Origin of the sequence: Lacticaseibacillus camelliae DSM 22697 = JCM 13995 (genome assembly GCF_001436615.1) — a bacterium.
In the GTDB taxonomy this organism is placed as follows: Bacteria; Bacillota; Bacilli; order Lactobacillales; family Lactobacillaceae; genus Lacticaseibacillus; species Lacticaseibacillus camelliae.
Window position 1 is genome coordinate 1 of the sequence record NZ_AYZJ01000102.1, and the last position, 4,171, is coordinate 4,171.

Here is a 4,171-nt window from a genome sequence, read left to right on the forward strand (position 1 = left end):
AGACCACTATCAAGGATTCGTTATCATCGTTGCACTTGACTTGAAAATTGAGGTAAACGATTTAATCTTTCCCTAGCATTTCCTGTAATGGGCATATCCGCACTCATATACGTCTGCATTCTCTGTGCAAAACTCTTGTCCGTACATTTTAGTAGCCCATCTTCAATGCCAGATACAAATTGTTTGGGGAACCTTTCTCCTGCACGGTACCTAATCAGGACTTCATCCATTAAGCTCTGAATCTGGTTCAGGTGCTTTGCTACTTCTCGCGCAACTTTTGGTGAGATTCCCAACACTTCCGCAAAATGTGTTGACCCAAGTAGAATTCGCTTATTGGAACTACTAACAGACACAAGCTCAAACTGATACCGTAATGGTCGACCGCATTCACAAAAAAGTGCCGGACTAAAAGCTCTCCCGCGTTTTCGAAGATCCCAATCATAGTCAATATTAACAGCGATGAGGCGCCAAGCAGATGAGCCCTGAAAAATCCGATTAAGGACTCGATCACTAATTCTATATGTCATAGACATCTCATACGCCTGACGTTGTTGCGCCGACATTTCGGCCCAAATCCTGCTACGTTCAGTCAGTGTTAAAGTCCGAATCTCTACCACAAATACCAAGCCCCCTCTGCACATCTGTTCCAATAACATTTCATGACCCTTTCGAAAAATTATCAGCCACTAATGTTTTCCCGTCTACTTGTGGTTCCTAGTCAATCTCTTCATATGCCTTAAACCGATTTCGCAGCCGACTATTAAAAGAGCTTTTGGGAAGCACTTTGTTATTCCATTATTGACTAAAGTGACTCTATTCCGAGCCCATTTTCTGATCATGATCAACTGAATATTGTCAGGATGAGCCTCACAAATCTGCATTTTAATGAACTACCGTCCCAAAAGTTCATATATATTTATTAAAGCATGATGGGTTTTCTAAAGTCTCTCAATCATTCTCATGGATAGAACACATAAGCAATAACAGTTATCTTTTAACGCGCTCAGGCTATAAGGAGGATGGCACTTACTTCACTGTAAGTACCATCCCCCCGATCCACGCTGAAGAAAGTCCTTCAAGGAAATTTGATATGTGCTGGGTAACAATGCTGTCGAACTGGTTAAGCAGTCGCCCACTATTCAGAAACCGCTTTAATAGTTCAAACAGCCCCCGCCGCTCTATCAGCAAATCGATTAAACCAGAAATGCTTTGAACAGAACATTACCTAGGTGAACCAGACACACAGAAGGCAGCAAGTCATGCGACCTGCTGCCTTTTTGCGTATCTGATGATTAAGACTAATGTAGCCGAAAACGTGCCATAAATCAGCATCTTAGTTTGCACTAGCGCGTTACTTTTCCGTCTTCGACTAGCGCTGTAGCCCTAGCGCAGTGCCTTGTACTCACGAACGCCGTCATTAGTGCCGACAACGACCTCGTCGACAATGTCCAAGAAGAGCCCATGCTCCAGGATACCCACCTGGCGGTCCAGATACTGAGCCAGTTTATGCGGATGATCGATTCGGCCGAGGTGCAAGTCAATAATGTAGTTCCCATTATGCGTGACGAACCGCTTGCCTGCATCATCCAATCTGAACTTTGGCTCGAGTCCAGCCCATTTCAACTTAGTGAAGACCCGTTCACAGCCAAACGGAATGACTTCCGTGGGCAGCGGAAAAGTCCCTAGTTGCTTGACCATCTTGGACGCATCAACGATCCAAATGTTTCGCAGACTGTTCGTCGCCACCATTTTCTCCAAGGTTTGGGCACCGCCGCCGCCTTTGATTCCCTGGAAATGTTCGTCAACTTCATCGGCCCCGTCGATGCACAAATCAATGTGGCTGACGTCGTTGAGATCGACGACCGGAATGCCCAGGCCTTTCGCCTGGTTGGCGGTCCGGCTGCTGGTACAAACGGCGCGGATACCCTTCAGCGTCTTATTGTTCAATCGTTCCGCCACCGCATCGACCAAGAACTTCACGGTCGTCCCCGTACCAAGACCGACTGTCATGTCGTCCTCAATGTACTTAGATGCCCATTTCCCGGCCATTTTTTTCAATTCGTCTTGACTCATACTTGCCCTCCTAACCCGAACTATGCTTTACCAATGATCTTCATGCTGGCGCTGACGCCCAATCGCGTTGCCCCGGCTTTGATCATTGCTTCTGCTTCTTCCGCGGTATGGATCCCGCCAGCGGCTTTGACCTGGATCCGGCCGTTTACAGCCTTGTGCATCAACTCAACGTCGTGCACGGCCGCGCCGCGCGTGGAAAATCCGGTGGAGGTCTTGACGAAATCTGCACCACCGTCCGCAACAAGTTCACTGGCCTTGACGATTTCATCATCAGTCAGTAAGGCGGTCTCGATAATGACCTTCAGGATTTTACCGTTGGTGCGGGCCAGATCCGCCAATTGTTCAATTTCACCAAGCACTGCCTCATAGTGACGGGCCTTAAGCTCACCAATATTCATGACCATATCCAGTTCGTCGGCGCCATCCGCAATGGCGCGTTTGGCTTCTTCCAGCTTAATAAAAGTGGTGTTGGCCCCCAGCGGAAACCCAATGACGGTCGCCGTGCCCACCGACGTCGTTCTCAGCTTATCGTGAACGTGCTCGACCCAGTACGGGTTTACCATAACTGTCTTGAAGTGGTTCTCAATGGCCTCCTGGACCACCCTGTCGACCTGGTCTTCAGTCGCCTCTGGTTTCAACAATGTATGGTCAATGTATTGATTCAACTCCATGCCAGTATTCCTCCCTAGCCGGCCTCTTCGGCCAGCTTCTGAAAGTTCTTCTTTGCATCGATCCCGTCAAAAACGGCAGAACCTGCGACTGCCAAGTCAACACCGTGATTCTGTACCTCGGGCATTGTCGCTTCGTTGACACCGCCATCAACTTCCAGCTTGTAATCGTAGCCGTCAGTCTTCCCTCTGAGTTCTCTCAATAGATCTAGTTTGGCCGTCGTCTCCGGCAGGAACTTTTGACCCCCAAAGCCAGGATCAACGGTCATGACCAGCACCTGGTCGACCATTCTGAGCAGCGGGGTGATTGTCGAGACGCTCGTGCCCGGGTTGATGACGACCCCGGCTTCTTTGCCGGCCGCTTTGATCAGGCTTAGCGCGCGGTGGATGTGCTGCGTGGCTTCCACGTGCACCAGAATTGAGTCAGCGCCCGCATCGATGAAGGCCTGGACCAGATTCTCGGGATTTTGAACCATCAGGTGAACCTCAAGCTTCGCATTTGTCTCCTTTCGCAGAGCTGCCACGATTTGCGGCCCATAACTCAGGTTTGGCACAAACGCGCCATCCATGACGTCAATATGAATCGTCTTCGCTCCGGCTTCTGTCACAGCCAACACGTCTCTGGTAACATGGCCAAAATTGGCACTTAAGATTGAAGGTACAATTTCCATGCTTGTAACCTTCCCTTCTCTACTTGATCGGCTTCCAGACCCAGTTTTGGACTTCTGGGATGTCTTCACCGGTGTCGCGGATGTAATCGTAGTGATACTGCAGGGTGTCGTCCATCTTCTGAACGAAGGCCGCGCCCTTTTCCGCGTAACCTGGGACGTGTTCAACGACGTCCTTGGCCAAGTGGAACCGGTCGAGCTGGTTCAGGACCCGCATGTCGAACGGTGTCGTGATGGCGCCTTCCTCACGGTAGCCGTGAACAAACAGATTGTGGTTGTGACGATCGAAGAAAATGTCCTTGATCAAGTCTTCAAAGCCGTGGAACTGGAAGAATACTGGCTTGTCCTTGGTGAAGTACGCGTCGAATTCTTCGTCGCTCAGGCCGCGCGGATCGTCCTTCTTCAGCTTCAACAGGTCCAGCACGTTGATGAACCGGATCTTGAGGTCAGGGAACTGATCGTGCAGCAGGTTGATGGCAGCGAGACTTTCCATGTTCGGCTCGGTGCCGGCTGCGGCCAGCACGACATCCGGTTCAACGCCATCGTCGTTTGAGGCCCAGTCGATGCGCTTCAGGCCGTTGTTGGCCAGCACTGTGGCTTCTTCGATGGAGTAGAACTGCGGCCGCGGCTGCTTGGAGGTAATGAGCAGGTTGATGGTGTTCTCACTGCTAAAGACCTTCGGGGAGATGGCCAGCAGAGAGTTGGTGTCGGCCGGCAGATACTCACGAATGAATTCGCCTTTCTTTTCGGCCAGATGCGTCA

General features: G+C 50.4%; 4 protein-coding genes. All 4 read right to left on the reverse strand.

The window, feature by feature from the left end:
• Positions 1-1,383: 1,383 nt before the first annotated feature.
• On the reverse strand, positions 1,384-2,073 hold the full coding sequence (rpiA, locus tag FC75_RS12250) for a ribose-5-phosphate isomerase RpiA (protein ID WP_054664754.1): 690 nt from the start codon (positions 2,071-2,073) through the stop codon (positions 1,384-1,386).
• 20 nt (positions 2,074-2,093) lie between these two features.
• A complete protein-coding gene (gene deoC / locus FC75_RS12255) occupies positions 2,094-2,744 on the reverse strand; it encodes a deoxyribose-phosphate aldolase (RefSeq protein WP_054664757.1) in 651 nt (216 codons plus the stop codon).
• Positions 2,745-2,758: 14 nt separating this feature from the next.
• Positions 2,759-3,412, reverse strand: coding sequence for a ribulose-phosphate 3-epimerase (gene rpe / locus FC75_RS12260; protein WP_054664761.1), 654 nt, complete (start codon positions 3,410-3,412; stop codon positions 2,759-2,761).
• A gap of 19 nt (positions 3,413-3,431) precedes the next feature.
• Positions 3,432-4,171 (reverse strand): phosphoketolase family protein (locus tag FC75_RS12265; protein WP_476737437.1); only part of this gene is annotated, 740 nt, incomplete at its 5' end.

What these genes read in the sequence shown, in the direction of transcription:
- rpe (WP_054664761.1), bottom strand. Translation starts at nt 3,412, where the DNA reads ATGGAAATTGTACCTTCAATCTTAAGTGCCAATTTTGGCCATGTTACC.
- deoC (WP_054664757.1), bottom strand. Translation starts at nt 2,744, where the DNA reads ATGGAGTTGAATCAATACATTGACCATACATTGTTGAAACCAGAGGCG.
- rpiA (WP_054664754.1), bottom strand. Translation starts at nt 2,073, where the DNA reads ATGAGTCAAGACGAATTGAAAAAAATGGCCGGGAAATGGGCATCTAAG.